The organism is Albidovulum sediminicola (genome assembly GCF_025751575.1).
GTDB classification, from domain to species: Bacteria; Pseudomonadota; Alphaproteobacteria; order Rhodobacterales; family Rhodobacteraceae; genus Albidovulum; species Albidovulum sediminicola.
In genome coordinates this window covers 1-12468 of the sequence record NZ_JAOWLA010000018.1, presented here as the reverse complement: position 1 = coordinate 12468, position 12468 = coordinate 1, and the positions used below count along the sequence as shown (strand labels likewise).

The 12468-nt window shown below is 64.3% G+C and carries 12 protein-coding genes; 7 read left to right on the top strand and 5 right to left on the bottom strand.

Going from position 1 to position 12468, the window contains the following annotated elements:
• Positions 1 to 35: 35 nt before the first annotated feature.
• The 6 genes from OE647_RS16520 to OE647_RS16495 are packed head-to-tail and all read left to right on the top strand — an operon-like array spanning position 36 to position 5037.
• Positions 36 to 950, top strand: a complete 915-nt coding sequence (locus OE647_RS16520; protein WP_263722861.1) for a branched-chain amino acid ABC transporter permease — start codon at positions 36 to 38, stop codon at positions 948 to 950.
• A gap of 12 nt (positions 951 to 962) precedes the next feature.
• Positions 963 to 1940 carry a branched-chain amino acid ABC transporter permease gene (locus OE647_RS16515; RefSeq protein ID WP_263722860.1) on the top strand — a complete coding sequence of 326 codons (978 nt, stop codon included), beginning with the start codon at positions 963 to 965 and terminating at the stop codon, positions 1938 to 1940.
• Positions 1937 to 2686, top strand: a complete 750-nt coding sequence (locus OE647_RS16510; RefSeq protein WP_263722859.1) for an ABC transporter ATP-binding protein — start codon at positions 1937 to 1939, stop codon at positions 2684 to 2686. The genes OE647_RS16515 and OE647_RS16510 overlap by 4 nt, the downstream gene beginning before the upstream one ends.
• Position 2687: 1 nt before the next feature.
• Positions 2688 to 3389 carry an ABC transporter ATP-binding protein gene (locus tag OE647_RS16505; protein WP_263722858.1) on the top strand — a complete coding sequence of 234 codons (702 nt, stop codon included), beginning with the start codon at positions 2688 to 2690 and terminating at the stop codon, positions 3387 to 3389.
• The gene (locus OE647_RS16500; protein WP_263722857.1) at positions 3389 to 4189 is read left to right on the top strand and encodes an aspartate dehydrogenase; all 801 of its coding nucleotides are present in this window, start codon (positions 3389 to 3391) and stop codon (positions 4187 to 4189) included. Before OE647_RS16505 ends, OE647_RS16500 begins: the two co-directional genes overlap by 1 nt.
• Positions 4189 to 5037 (top strand): alpha/beta hydrolase, encoded by an 849-nt coding sequence (locus tag OE647_RS16495; RefSeq protein WP_263722856.1) that lies wholly within the window; start codon positions 4189 to 4191, stop codon positions 5035 to 5037. The genes OE647_RS16500 and OE647_RS16495 overlap by 1 nt, the downstream gene beginning before the upstream one ends.
• Positions 5038 to 5471: 434 nt before the next feature.
• On the opposite strand, the gene ade is transcribed toward OE647_RS16495, so the two are convergent.
• Genes ade through OE647_RS16470 form a run of 5 tightly spaced genes read right to left on the bottom strand, consistent with a single transcriptional unit; the run spans position 5472 to position 11276 of the window.
• Positions 5472 to 7181 carry an adenine deaminase gene (ade, locus tag OE647_RS16490; protein ID WP_412174969.1) on the bottom strand — a complete coding sequence of 570 codons (1710 nt, stop codon included), beginning with the start codon at positions 7179 to 7181 and terminating at the stop codon, positions 5472 to 5474.
• Positions 7178 to 8755: an ABC transporter permease gene (locus OE647_RS16485; protein WP_263722855.1), complete on the bottom strand. Its 1578-nt coding sequence runs from the start codon at positions 8753 to 8755 to the stop codon at positions 7178 to 7180. The genes ade and OE647_RS16485 overlap by 4 nt, the downstream gene beginning before the upstream one ends.
• Positions 8745 to 9515 (bottom strand): ABC transporter ATP-binding protein, encoded by a 771-nt coding sequence (locus OE647_RS16480; RefSeq protein WP_263722854.1) that lies wholly within the window; start codon positions 9513 to 9515, stop codon positions 8745 to 8747. Before OE647_RS16480 ends, OE647_RS16485 begins: the two co-directional genes overlap by 11 nt.
• Positions 9515 to 10486 (bottom strand): ABC transporter substrate-binding protein, encoded by a 972-nt coding sequence (locus tag OE647_RS16475; RefSeq protein ID WP_263722853.1) that lies wholly within the window; start codon positions 10484 to 10486, stop codon positions 9515 to 9517. The genes OE647_RS16480 and OE647_RS16475 overlap by 1 nt, the downstream gene beginning before the upstream one ends.
• Positions 10487 to 10529: 43 nt before the next feature.
• Positions 10530 to 11276, bottom strand: coding sequence for a 5-formyltetrahydrofolate cyclo-ligase (locus OE647_RS16470; RefSeq protein ID WP_263722852.1), 747 nt, complete (start codon positions 11274 to 11276; stop codon positions 10530 to 10532).
• A 123-nt stretch (positions 11277 to 11399) separates the two neighbouring features.
• Between OE647_RS16470 and OE647_RS16465 the strand changes: the two genes are divergently transcribed.
• Positions 11400 to 12248 carry a MurR/RpiR family transcriptional regulator gene (locus tag OE647_RS16465; RefSeq protein WP_263722851.1) on the top strand — a complete coding sequence of 283 codons (849 nt, stop codon included), beginning with the start codon at positions 11400 to 11402 and terminating at the stop codon, positions 12246 to 12248.
• Positions 12249 to 12468: the final 220 nt, after the last annotated feature.

The following is a 12468-nucleotide window of genomic DNA, read 5'->3' as shown; positions in this document are numbered from 1 at the left end:
GGCGAACCAGAAATCCTTTCCGGGGTTCCAGGCCGATGATCCTTCTGACAGAGCAGCTTTTGAACGGGCTGCAATATGGGGTTACGCTTTTCCTGCTCGCGGCGGGGCTGACCCTGATTTTCGGCATCATGGGGGTGATCAACCTTGCCCATGGCGCCTTCTATATGGCCGGGGCCTTTGCCGCGTCATGGGTGGCCATTCAGACCGGCAGTTTCTGGGGCGGTTTGCTTGCCGGGTTGCTGGTCTCGGGTCTGATCGGGGTACTTGTCGAGGTCGGGGTCATCCGCCGCCTCTATGCCCGTGACCATCTGGATCAGGTTCTGGCTACCTTTGCGCTGATCCTGATCTTGAATCAGGGAACGGTACTGATCTTCGGGCGCCAGCCACTGTTTTCCAGCATGCCAGAGATCTTTTCGGGATCGGTCGAGATCCTCCCGGGCCTGCCCTATCCGGTCTACCGCCTGTTTGTGATCGTGGTCGGGCTGACGGTGGCGGCCGGGCTTTACCTGCTGATCAACCGCACACGCATTGGAATGCTGGTGCGGGCCGGGGCCACCAACCGCGAAATGGTACGCGCGCTTGGCGTTGATATCCGGCGGCTTTACACCACGGTCTTCGGCCTTGGCGCGTTGCTGGCCGGGCTCGCCGGTGTCATGGCCTCGCCCATCGTGTCGGTTCAGGTCGGCATGGGAGACGAGATCATTCTGGCAACCTTTGTCGTGGTGGTGATCGGCGGTGTCGGATCGGTCAAGGGGGCCTTCGTCGCCGGGCTTTTGCTGGGTCTTGCCGATACCATGCTGCGCGCCTTCCTTCCTTCGCTGCTGGCCCAGGTGATGTCCGGACCCGAGGCACAGGCGCTGGGAACGGGGATTTCATCCATGGGCATCTATCTGATGATGGCGATCGTGCTTCTGCTTCGACCGCGCGGCCTGTTTGCGGCGCAGGGCTAGGAGAGGTCGGCGATGAGACGAGAAACCCTCGCCCTGCTGGCCGTTTTCGCGGTGTTGGCGCTAGTGCCGGTTCTGGCCGAGCTGACAGGCCAGACAAGCTGGACCCGGCTGGTCGGTCAGGCGCTGATCTATGGCATGGCTGCGGCGAGCCTGAATTTCATCCTTGGCTATGGCGGGATGATCAGCTTTGGCCATGCCACCTTTTTCGGCATCGGCGGTTATGTTGTCGGTATCCTGTATTTCCATTTCGATGAGGGCACGCGCTTTCTGGGCATCATTCCCGGCACCGGCCAGATGTTGCTGACCCTGCCCGCCGCCATTCTTGTCTCCGGTCTCGCAGCGGCTCTGGTCGGCGCGCTTTCGCTGCGAACAGGCGGGGTGCAGTTCATCATGATCACCCTGGCCTTCGCGCAGATGTTCTTCTTCCTGTTCATCTCGCTGAAAACCTATGGTGGCGAGGATGGGGTGATGGTGCGCCGAACCAACAGCCTGCCGGGGTTGAACATGCGCGACAAGGCCACGCTTTACTGGGTCATTCTGGTGGTGGCCGCGGGCTATTATTTGTTCCTGCGGCAACTGGTGCGGTCCTCGTTCGGACAGATCATCGCCGGCATCCGCCAGAACGAACGCCGGATGACGGCGATGGGCGTCGCAACCTATCGCTACAAGCTCGCCGCCTTCATCCTCTCGGGCATGGGCGCCGGGCTTGCGGGGGCCTTGATGGTGAACTTCCTGCGCTTTGCCTCGCCCGACATGCTGCACTGGACCCGTTCGGGCGAGTTGATGGTGATGGTGATCCTTGGCGGCGTCGGCACACTGGCGGGACCGTTTGTCGGAGCGGCGGCACTGACGATCATCGAGACCCTGCTATCGCGGCTGACCGAACACTGGATGCTGCCGGTGGGGGTGCTGCTTCTGGCGGTGGTCTTACTGTCCAGAGGCGGGCTGATGGCCCTGATCGCCCGCATGACCGGCGGGCGCGGAAAATGAGCCGCGTTCTCGAAATCGCGGGGCTTGTCAAAAGCTTCGGCGGGCTGACTGCCACCGACCATGTTTCGCTGACCGTGGAAAGCGGTGAGATCCACGCGCTGATCGGCCCGAACGGGGCGGGCAAGTCAACGCTGATCAACCAGATCTGCGGCGAACTGGCCCCCAGTGCCGGGCGCATCCATCTTGCCGGGCAAGACATCACCCGGTTGCGCGCTGATGAACGGGTGGCGCTTGGGCTGGGGCGCACCTTCCAGATCACCTCGCTTCTGGAAGACATGACGGTGCGGCAGAACCTGGGGCTTGCGGTCCAGGTCCGCGAAGGTCGGAATTTCGCCTTTTTCGACAATGTGGCCCGGCGCCGTGAGATCTGGGATGAAACCGACGCCGCTCTGGCAGAAACCGCATTGGGGCCACGGGCCGGCGTGCTTGTCGCCGATCTGTCGCACGGCGAGAAAAAGCAGCTTGAACTGCTGATGGCGCTTGCCCGCAGGCCCCGGCTTTTGTTGCTGGATGAACCGATGGCGGGGCTGGGCCATCTGGAAAGCCAGCAGATGATCGAAACGCTGGCCGCGGCGCGGACCGGCTGCGCGATGCTTCTTGTTGAACATGATATGGAGGCGGTCTTTGCCTTGGCCGACCGCATTTCGGTGCTGGTTTATGGCCGGATCATCGCGGTGGGAAAGGCGGATGAAATCCGCGCCAATCCCGAGGTGCGCGAAGCCTATCTTGGCGAGGAGGAGGCCTGAGATGCTGACAGTTCACGCGCTTGAGGCCGCCTATGGCGCCAGTCAGGCCTTGTTCGGGGTTTCCTTCGATATCCGTGACGGCGAAGTGGTCACGCTGATGGGGCGCAACGGCATGGGGAAAACCACAACTGTGCGCGCCATCATGGGACAGTTGCCGCTTCGGGGGGGGCGGGTCGAGTTCGATGGCCGCCCCATCTCGGGCTTGCCACCGGAAAAGGTGGCGCGGCTGGGGTTCGGTCTTGTGCCAGAGGGGCGGCAGATCTTCCCGACGCTAACGGTGCGCGAAAATCTTGTGGCCACGGCGGCACACCGGCTGAAGACCCCCAATCCCTGGACCCTGAACCGGATCTATGAGTTGTTCCCACGCTTGAACGAACGTGCCAGGCAGATGGCGGGGACACTCTCGGGCGGCGAACAGCAGATGCTTGCGGTTGGGCGTGCGCTGATGACCAACCCGCGCCTTCTGATCCTTGACGAGGCGACCGAGGGCCTTGCCCCGGTGATCCGCGCCGAGATCTGGCATGTGGTCGAGAGGCTGAAGGCCGAAGGCCAGTCGATCCTTCTGATCGACAAGACCTTCTCGGTTCTCAAGCGATTGGCCGACCGGCATTTCATCTTGGAGAAGGGGCGCACGGTCTGGTCGGGAAGCAGCGCCGATCTGGTCAACGACCATGACAGGGTGCAGGCATGGGTGGGGGTATGATGCGACTGGTGCTTGTGGGTTCAGGGGCCATCGGTACCGAGGTGGAGCGCCTTCTTGATGCGCGGCAGGCCCCGGTGTCGCTGATCGCCAAGGCAGTGCGTCATCCGGGACGAGATCGGGGGCGCACGGGTGACGCAAGGGCGGTGCCCTTGATCACCGACCCTGGCCAGCTCGCAGAACTGCGCCCCGATCTGGTGGTGGAAGCCGCCGGGCGCGCCGCTGTGCTGCCATGGGGTGAGGCGGCCCTTGCCGCTGGGGCCGATTTCGCGCCGGTTTCCACCTCGGCCTTTGCTGAAGACGGCGCGCTTGACCGGCTTTTGGCACATGCCCGCCAAGCCCGCCGCCAGGTGTTGATCACGCCGGGCGCTTTGGGGGGGATCGATGCGCTTGCTGCCGCCTCACGGCTTGCGCTGACAACGGTGATACATGAAGTGACCAAGCCCGCGACCGCATGGCGCGGGACCGGGGCCGAGGCGCTTTGCGACCTTGACCACCTGACCGCCCCGCATTGCTTTTTCGAAGGATCGGCGCGCCAGGCTGCGCAAGGCTTTCCGCAAAATGCCAATGTGGCGCTGATCACGGCCCTTGCGGGCCTTGGCCCCGACGCCACCACGCTGCGCCTGATCGCCGACCCGGCGGCCACGGCCAACCGCCACCGCCTGATCGCCACGGGCGCCTTCGGGAGGATGGAGATCGTGCTCGACAACCTGCCGCTGGCGCATAATCCCAAATCCTCGGCCCTGACGGCGCTGTCTTTGGTGCGCCTGATCGAAAACCGGGCCAACCCGTTGGTGATCTGATGCTGGAAGGCGAAAACCTGCTGCCTCTGGCGCAGCTTGATGCCGATTACACCGCGCGCGCGACTGTCAGCCCCGACCGTTTCGCCGCAATCATGGGCCTTTACCAAAGCCTGTCAGACCAGGCGCTGGAGCTGCCCCATGGCCGGACCGGAATAGAGTTTTGCCGCCAGACCGGGCTGAAGCTGGATCTGTTCGGAACCGTGCCGGGGCAGGCAAGGCCGCTGGTTCTGTTCCTGCATGGCGGCTATTGGCGGGCACTGTCGCGCGAACAGTCACGCTTTGCGGCGCCGATGCTGGCCGCTTGCGGGGTGGCCTGCGCAGTGCCCGACTACCGGCTTGCGCCGGGGGTCTCGATCACCGAAATCATTGACGATTGCCGCCGCGCCCTTGGCTGGTTGTGGCACAATGCCGAGGCGCTTGGCATTGACCGCGACCGCATTCTTGTCACCGGATCTTCCGCCGGGGGCCACCTTGCCGCTGCGGTGGCGCAACCGGGATGGCAAGCCGGCGCCGGACTGCCCGACCAGCCGCTTTGCGCCTGCCTGCCGGTTTCAGGTCTATTCGAACTGTCGCCGCTTGCAGCCTGCCATGTGCAGGAATGGATGCGCTTCACCCCTGCCGAACTGAGCCAGAGCCCGCTCCTCCATCCGCCGCAGGGTTTGCGCGGGGCCTTGGCCCTGGCGGCGGGCAAGGGCGAGGCCGCAGGCTTTCACCGGCAAACGGCCGCTTTTTCCGCAGCAACCGGCTGGCCGGTGCGAGAGGTTGATGGCCGCAACCATTTTGACGTGATCCTCGATCTGACAGACCGGGACAGCGCCCTGTCCCATTTGCTTTTGGGTCTTCTGTAAGCGGTGCGCCAATCACGCTGTGACGTCGCAGCGCCACGCAAGCTGGCCGTCGATCGGTCATCCTCCCCGTTTCAACTGGGCGCGACCCTGGGGCTCACGCGGCCATTTTCCACTTCGTGGCGGGGGTGATCCCGCCGATACCCATGTTGAGCGTAAGCTGTTGTGGAGCCATCGCCATTCTATGGCGATGTGCTGCACCTCCTGGCGGTCTGTCGCGAATTTCCTGGGTGGGTAGGGAAACATCCTTGACCTGGTCTGGTCAGGCAGCCGGGGCCACGAACGGCGGAGAGGGCATGTGCGGGCGAGGATCTGTTCCGCCAGAAAATCATGACGATGAACGCCATCAGGCCGGCTGTCTCGCATGTCGCGGTCCGGGACGGCCGGATCCTTGGGTCGGGCACCCTTGCGGCCCCCGGGGCCGGGCGGCCTTCGCCCTAGGCCATCACCTCGAACCGGTCGACATCGACCATTCCGTGGTCGGTTATCTTCAGATGCGGGATGACCGGAAGTGCGATGAACGCCATTTGCAGGAAGGGTTCTTCCAGCGCCACGCCCAGCATCCGCGCGGCTGCCCGCAGGGCTCTCAGCTTCTCTTCCACGATCTCGAACGGCTCAAGGCTCATCAATCCGGCGATCGGAAGCGCCAGTTCGGCAAGGATCCGGCCGTCGCGGACGACGGCAAATCCGCCCTCGATCTCCTTCAGGCGGTTCGCGGCCAGCGCCATGTCGGCATAGTCCACCCCCACGGCGACGATGTTGTGGTGGTCGTGGCAGACGGTGGCGGCTATCGCGCCGGACGCGATCTCGAAACCGCGCACGAAGCCGGTCGCGACATTGCCGTTCCTGCCGTGGCGTTCGATCACGGCAACCCTTGCCAGATCGCGGGCGGGATCGGGGCGCTTGTCGCCGGCGTCGGGAAGGATGTCCTCGGTCAGGTGTGCCGTGATGATCTTGCCCGGCAGAATGCCGATGACCGGGGTTTCGGCCCGGTTTCCCGCGCAGCGGAACGACGCGGCGGCAATGGCCGGGGGCTTGACCGAATGGCGCGCGACCGGCGCAATCGTCCGCCGCGCGGCGAAGGCCGCATCGTCCGCGACCTTGCCACCGCAGATGACAACCCTGGCGCGGCAGGTGGCGAGATCCTCCATCACCACGATATCGGCGCGCTTGCCGGGGGCAATCTGGCCGCGATCCTTCAGCCCGAAGGCCTCTGCCGCCGACAGGCTGGCCGCGCGGTAGACCGCGAAAGGATCGGCCCCCCGCGCGATCGCCGTCCGGATCATGTGGTCGAGATGGCCGTGCTCGGCGATGTCGAGCGGATTGCGGTCGTCGGTGCACAGGCAGATGTAGGGGGAGTTGCGTTCGGTGAGCAGCGGTGTCAGCGCCTCCAGATCCTTGGACACGGACCCTTCCCGGATCAGGATGCGCATGCCCTTGCGCAGCTTTTCCAGGGCCTCGGCGGCCGTGGTCGCCTCGTGCTCGGTCCGGATCCCGGTGCTGAGATAGGCGTTCAGATCCTTGCCCCGCAGAAGCGGCGCATGGCCGTCGATGTGCTGCCCGCGAAAGGCGTCAAGCTTGGCCAGGGCGCCCGGCGCCTTGTTGATGACGCCGGGGTAGTTCATGAACTCCGCCAGGCCGATCACGGCCGGATGATCCCGCAGCGCGATCAGATCCTCGGCCCCGATCCGGGCGCCTGCGGTCTCCATTTCGGTCGAGGGCACGCAGGACGACAGCTGCACCCGGATATCCATCAGCGTATGGGCGCTGGCATCGAGGAAATAGCGGATCCCCTCCACCCCGGCGACATTGGCGATCTCGTGCGGATCGCAGATCGCCGTCGTTATGCCCTTGGGGCAGACGCAGCGGTCGAACTCGAACGGCGTGACGCAGGAGCTTTCGATATGCAGATGCGTGTCGATGAAGCCGGGAACGAGGTATTTCCCCGAGACGTCGATGACCGCGCGCCCTTCGTAGCTGTCACAGATGCCGACGATGGTATCGCCGCAGATCGCGACATCGCCCGTCAGCAGGTCGCCGGTCACGGTATCAAGGACGGTGCCGCCCCGCAGGACCAGATCGGCCGGCACAAGGCCGCGCGCCTGGTCGATCAGGGCCTCCAGCGGTATCGCGCTTTTCATGGTCATTCCACCCACTGCATCCCCAGCCGGGTCAGTGTCCGCCGCTCGATCAACAGGATCGCGTAATAGAAGGCGACAGAGAGACAGACCGACACCGCGGCGACGGTCCAGATCATGCCGTAGTCCAGATACCCCCTGGACTGGTTCAGAAGATTGCCAAGCCCGGTGCCCGTCGCCAGCCACTCGGCGATCATGACGCCAAGCAGCGCCCGGGGCACCGTCAGCCGCGTCGCGGCGAAAAGGTACGGCAGCGCGGCCGGGATCGAGACCATGCGCAGTTCCGTCCAGGCTGACGCCCCGTAGGCGCGGGGCAGGTCGAGCACGGATTGCGGCACCCTCTGGATACCCTGCACAAGCAGCACGAAGGCCGGAAAGAACGTCACCGAAATCGTGATCCAGAGCGTGACCGAGGTGCCGCGCCCAAGGATCAGCACCAGCAGCGGCGTCAGCGCGACAAGGGGCATCGTCTGGGTGACCAGCGCGATGGGCATGAAGGTCTTGATGAAGCCGGGAAACATCCGGGCCGAGATCGCGAGGAGGAACGCGAAGCCAAGGCCGGCGAGCATGCCGATGGCGGTGATGGGCAGCGTCTCGGCCAGCGCCGCGAGCAACTTGGCCCTTGCGATATGTGACGTGTCGGACAGGAAAAGGTAGTCCAGAACGCCAAGCGGGGTCTTTGCGATCAGATCGGGGACGCCTGTCAGCTTGATGAACGCCCACCAGAGAAAGAAGGGCAGAAGTGCTGCACCGGCGATGACCGCCAGGCGCAGGGGCAGCGATCTTTCCGCCCCGTCGTCCGCATCGGGGATCGCGGTGTTGAGCGTGACCGACCGGCTGCTGCCCAGCGTTCTTGCCGAGATGACGGCGAAGACCAGATAGCTCAGCCCGGCGATCAGGGTCGCGACCAGCCCGATCCCCCAAAGCCGCGCCGGATCGCCACGGCCAAGCGAGCCGAGAAGGTAGGTGCCCAGGCCCCAGCGCCCGCCGCCGCCGAACTCGGCCAGGATCGCGCCCAGAACCGCGTTCGGCGCGGCGATGCGCAGGCCGCTCAGGATGTCGGGCACCGCACCGCGCAGGCGCACCAGCTTCATCACCATCCAGTCCTTGCCGCCATAGGCGCGCACGACATCCGCCGCGCGGGTGTCGAACTGCGACAGGCCGACGACGGTCGCGCTCATGGTCACGAAATAGACCCCGAGGGCCGCGAGCGTGATCCGCGGCGCCATGCCCGACAGGGTCAGGACCAGGATCGGCGCGATGGCGATCGGGGGCAGGGCGAAGACCGCGATATTGAAGCCGCGCGTCAGCCGCAGCAGTGTCGGGAACAGCACGAACAGGATGCCCGCACCAACCGCGACGAGGTTTCCGATCACGAAACCCAGGACCGAGGCCTGGACCGTGGCCCAGACGTGGCCGGGATAATCGCCGCGGTCCGCCCAGAGGCGGATCAGGATCTCGCTGAGCCCCGGCAGCGCCCCGCCGGCGATCCAGTCCACGCGTCCCACGACTTCCCAGACAAGGATCAGGATCGCGAGATTGCGGAAGGTGCCGCTGCGAAGGAAACCGGCCCTATTCGCCATGAAGCACCTTTGCGATCCTGTCACAAAGAGCATGGAACGCGGGCGCGGAATAAAGCTCGTTCCGGCGCGGCCGTTCGAAAGGAACTTCGATGATCTCGACCACGCGGCCGGGATTTGCATGCATCACCACGACATAGTCGGCAAGAAAGGCCGCCTCGTCGATGCCATGGGTGACCAGAAGCGCGGTGGACCCAGATTCCATCCAGATCCGCTGCAACTCCACATTCATCTGGCGCCGCCGGATCTGATCGAGCGCCCCGAAGGGTTCGTCCATGAACAGGACCTCGGGTTCGGTGATCAGCGAACGGGCAATGGAAACACGCTGGCGCATGCCGCCGGAAAGCTGGCCGGGAAGCGCGGTCTCGTAGCCCTTCAGACCGACCAGGTCGATCAGCTTCGCGATCTCGTGACCGTGCTTCGCCGGATCGCGCCCCAGGACCTCAAGCGGCAGGGCGATGTTGCGGGCGACGGTTCGCCAGGGCAGGAGGGCGGCGTCCTGAAACGCCACCCCCGTGACCCCGGACGCCGTCGCGGCTGCCGGCGGATGGCCCGCGATCCGGACCTCGCCGGTGTCGTAGTCCTCAAGCCCCAGGGCGATCCGCATCGCGGTCGACTTGCCGCAGCCCGAGGGCCCGATGAGCGCGGTGAACGATCCCGGCGCACAATCCAGGTTCATGTCCCTGAGCGCCTCGACATCCGCGCCCCGCCCGCGATAGGTCTTGCAGACGGAGCGCAGGTGGATGCCCTGATCGTGGTGCATCAGACCTCCTCAAGAAGCGTGGTGTCGAACATCTCGCGCGTGCCGTTGATGCCGACCGCCTGCAACGCCGCCAGGTTCTTCTCGATCGCTTCCTCGGACATGGAGAAGATGCCGCCGCCGGAGACGATCAGATCCTTCTGGGCGGTGTTGAAGAAGACCTCGTTGTCGATGCTGCGGCCGGTGCCCTTGAACCAGCTGTCTTCCCATTGCGGCGGATAGAGCGACGGGTCGGCCAGGTTTTCGTCCCACCCGCGGCGGCTGGCGCGCAGCCAGGCCACCAGGTCGGCCCGCCTGGAGGCAAGCGTTTCCTCGGTCACGACGACCGTGTCGTTGAAGAGCGTCACGCCATGATCGTAAAGCAGGAAGGATTGCGCTTCTTCGCCCAGCAGCCCGATCGTGTAGGGCACGTTGGTCGTGAAATCGAGCGAGGCGTCGATTTCGCCGCGTACCAGCGGGGTCGGATCATAGGCGTAGGGGACGATGTTGACCGCGTTCCGGTCGATGCCGTTCAGGCTCAGCAGCGCCTCGACGGTGACGGTGTTCACCGGCGGAACGGCGACGGTCTTGCCGACCAGGTCCGCGGGGGTGTTCACCGGGTTCTTCTTGAGCGAGACGATCCCGATGGGGTTCTTCTGGTACTGCGCGCCGATGATCTTGAACTTGGCGCCCTGCTCGGAAATCGCGCGGATCGTCGTGTCGGGCGTCGTCAGCGCAAGATCCGCGCGCCCTGCGATGATCGTGCTTTCGGGGATCACGTCGGGCCCGCCGGACAGATAGGTCAGCTCAAGCCCCTCGTCGGAATAATACCCCTTGTCCATCGCCAGGAAGTAGCCCGAAAACTCTGCATCGTTGATCCAGGCTGCCTGCATGGTCAGCGCCGAGGCCGCGCGCGCCCGCAGCGGCAGTCCTGCCGACGCACCGGCGATTGCCGCGCCCTGGATGAATGTCCGACGGTTGATCGTGAATGCCATTTTAACCTCCGTTGAGCCGCGACGCGCGGGTTGTTTTCGTTGTTCAGGCAGACGGTGCCAGGCCCTGCATCGCGCGCAGTTCCCGAAGTGGCGGTGTCTGGTCGATCTGCTTGGGATCGAGCAGATCCCAGATCACGCCGCGCGGGCGCTTCGCGCGGCGTTCGACCTTGTGCAGGCCGCCCGGCGTCGCGATGTAGTCGACCAGGATATCGGTCGGGCTCGGATGCAGCTTTTCCTGCACGACCTGGCAGTCGTGGACCGCCGCGACAACCGGCGTATCTTCGCCGACAAGCCCCAGGTCGGTGAACATCCCCCATTCCAGATCGAAGAAACCGTGCCCCTTTCCGAAGCGCACGCCATCGACGGACACCGCCGATGCGCCGGTGACGAGAAAGTCGATCTTCCCGCGCCGCGCGACATCCTCAAGCGAGATCGGCACGCCGAAATGCTCCATCCCGTCAAGCCAGGCGGCGTAAAGCTCATGCCCCTTCGGAACGGAGCCGGGTTCGATGTAGAGAAAGCCGCGATAGATCCCATAGGTGGACATGAAGAAGGGCTTGCCCATCTCGATCAGCTGCCGGCGCAGGTCCACCAGGCAGTTGTCCGGCGTGATGAACAGAAACTCCGCGTCCTTGCAGGCCTTCATCTCGAGAATGCGGTTCGTCGCGATCTCGGAGCCCTCAAAGTCCGGGATGACCTCCGCGAAATTCTTGTCGAACCTCGTATCGGGCTTGGCCACGTCCTTCAGCTTGCTCCAGATCTGCTGACGAATGATGTTTGATTTTGACACGTTGCGCCTCTACTGTTTCAGAGTGCTGTTTCACTGTTTCAGACATTGTTCCAGTGTTCCAGAATTGTGAAACACCCGTTTCACTCAGTCAAAGAAAAAATTAACGGTCTGAAAAGGCTGAAGATGTCGACGAGATTGTCCCTGAGAATCCAGGAACGGATCAACCGGCTGACGAAAAGCGAGCAAAAGCTTGCGCGGGTGATTCTCGAATCCCCGACGCTGATTGAAACGCATTCTGCAACAGAACTGGCGAACATCGCCGATGTGTCCAAGGCGACGGCCGCAAGGTTCTTCCGCGCGCTTGGTTACGCCGATTTCGAGGAGGTGAAGCTTCAGGCGCGCGAAGAGCGGAACCGGACGCAACCCTACAGCTATTCCGTTTCGCCTCAGGGCGGCACCGTCCTTGGGCGCAAGATCAGCGAACATCTTGAGCTTGAACTGACCAACCTGACCCGAACGTTCGAGGAAATGGACCCGGACGCGCTGCGCCAGGCGTCGCGCATGATCGCGGATGCGCCACGGGTCTGGTTCCTGGGCCTTGGCGCGGACGGGTGGTTCGCGCGCTACGCCCGGATAACATTCGCTCGCCTGCGCCATAACGTGAATGTTCTGGGCACCGGCGAGGGGGCGCTGGCCGAAGACCTGGCGATGATGGGGCCGCGCGATGTGCTGGTGGTCACTGTGCAGGGGCCGCAAACGAAAGAGCTGAAGGCGATCCTGTCCTTTGCCCGCACGACGCGCGTCAGCATCATCATGATCACCGACCACAGCAACCTTGCGCAGGCCAAGCGCTTTTCCGACCTTGTCCTGCGCTGCCATATCGCGAGCTACGGGCTGGTCGCGACCCATACCACGATGGTCAGCTTGCTGCGCCTTCTGGCGGTGTCCTATGCGGGTCATGTCGGCGAAACCGCGGTTCAGCGCGCCGGGCTGATCGACGACATCAATGAAGAGCTTGAGATCAACGGATAGCGGCGATCAAGCCCCGCTGCCCAGACGCGACAGCGCCCCTGCGCCGCGAGCGTCGCCTGGGTCGCGCCCAGGGTCCAGCGCGACAGCCGCTCCGTGACCTGCCACGGGATTTTTCCTCCACCTGCGATTAGAGTCCGACCCAACGAAGGGACGGACGATGAAGCGAACGAGATACAGCGACGAGCAGATCATCGGCATTCTGGCCGAGCATGAGGCAGGC

Bases quoted from the DNA above. Each gene is read 5' to 3' on its own strand.
- OE647_RS16480 (WP_263722854.1), bottom strand. From the start codon at position 9,515: ATGCACCACGATCAGGGCATCCACCTGCGCTCCGTCTGCAAGACCTAT.
- OE647_RS16515 (WP_263722860.1), top strand. From the start codon at position 963: ATGAGACGAGAAACCCTCGCCCTGCTGGCCGTTTTCGCGGTGTTGGCG.
- OE647_RS16510 (WP_263722859.1), top strand. From the start codon at position 1,937: ATGAGCCGCGTTCTCGAAATCGCGGGGCTTGTCAAAAGCTTCGGCGGG.
- OE647_RS16465 (WP_263722851.1), top strand. From the start codon at position 11,400: ATGTCGACGAGATTGTCCCTGAGAATCCAGGAACGGATCAACCGGCTG.
- OE647_RS16475 (WP_263722853.1), bottom strand. From the start codon at position 10,486: ATGGCATTCACGATCAACCGTCGGACATTCATCCAGGGCGCGGCAATC.
- ade (WP_412174969.1), bottom strand. From the start codon at position 7,181: ATGACCATGAAAAGCGCGATACCGCTGGAGGCCCTGATCGACCAGGCG.
- OE647_RS16495 (WP_263722856.1), top strand. From the start codon at position 4,189: ATGCTGGAAGGCGAAAACCTGCTGCCTCTGGCGCAGCTTGATGCCGAT.
- OE647_RS16505 (WP_263722858.1), top strand. From the start codon at position 2,688: ATGCTGACAGTTCACGCGCTTGAGGCCGCCTATGGCGCCAGTCAGGCC.
- OE647_RS16485 (WP_263722855.1), bottom strand. From the start codon at position 8,755: ATGGCGAATAGGGCCGGTTTCCTTCGCAGCGGCACCTTCCGCAATCTC.
- OE647_RS16520 (WP_263722861.1), top strand. From the start codon at position 36: ATGATCCTTCTGACAGAGCAGCTTTTGAACGGGCTGCAATATGGGGTT.
- OE647_RS16500 (WP_263722857.1), top strand. From the start codon at position 3,389: ATGCGACTGGTGCTTGTGGGTTCAGGGGCCATCGGTACCGAGGTGGAG.